The following is a 400-nucleotide window of genomic DNA, read 5'->3' on the forward strand; positions in this document are numbered from 1 at the left end:
CGTCGTTGCGGTCAGTCTTGTTGATCTGAGCTGACAGAGCCGCCTTCATGTGCCGCGTCTCGACGCAGATGACCGGGTACCCCGCTGCCGCAAGCCCACTGTAGAGCCATTGCGACAACGGGCCGGCCTCGAGGCCGACCCGCTTGAAATGCCCGCCGATGGAATGGAGCAGAGCGCCGATTGCGTCCGGCTCGGTCTCGACCTTGCCCTCCTTGAGGATCTGACCGGTAGCGTCCATGACGCAGACGCTGGTGGTGCGAACGGACACATCGAGACCGACGAACAGATCCATGGGCATGGCTCCTTGACCAGTTAAGCTTGAGGAGCCTGCCCGCAGATTGAAATCCTGTCACCCCCGCAGCGGGAGCGCCACGGGAGCCCCAATCATCCGATCTTTTTT

Annotated in this window: 1 protein-coding gene; it reads right to left on the bottom strand. The window is 62.0% G+C overall.

Going from position 1 to position 400, the window contains the following annotated elements:
* A partial coding sequence (locus tag C7I85_RS30315) for an IS110 family transposase (protein WP_181257466.1) occupies positions 1 to 292 on the bottom strand: 292 nt, incomplete at its 3' end.
* Positions 293 to 400 lie beyond the last annotated feature (108 nt).

It is taken from the genome of Pseudaminobacter soli (ex Li et al. 2025), assembly GCF_003012705.1.
Taxonomy (GTDB): Bacteria; Pseudomonadota; Alphaproteobacteria; order Rhizobiales; family Rhizobiaceae; genus Pseudaminobacter; species Pseudaminobacter soli.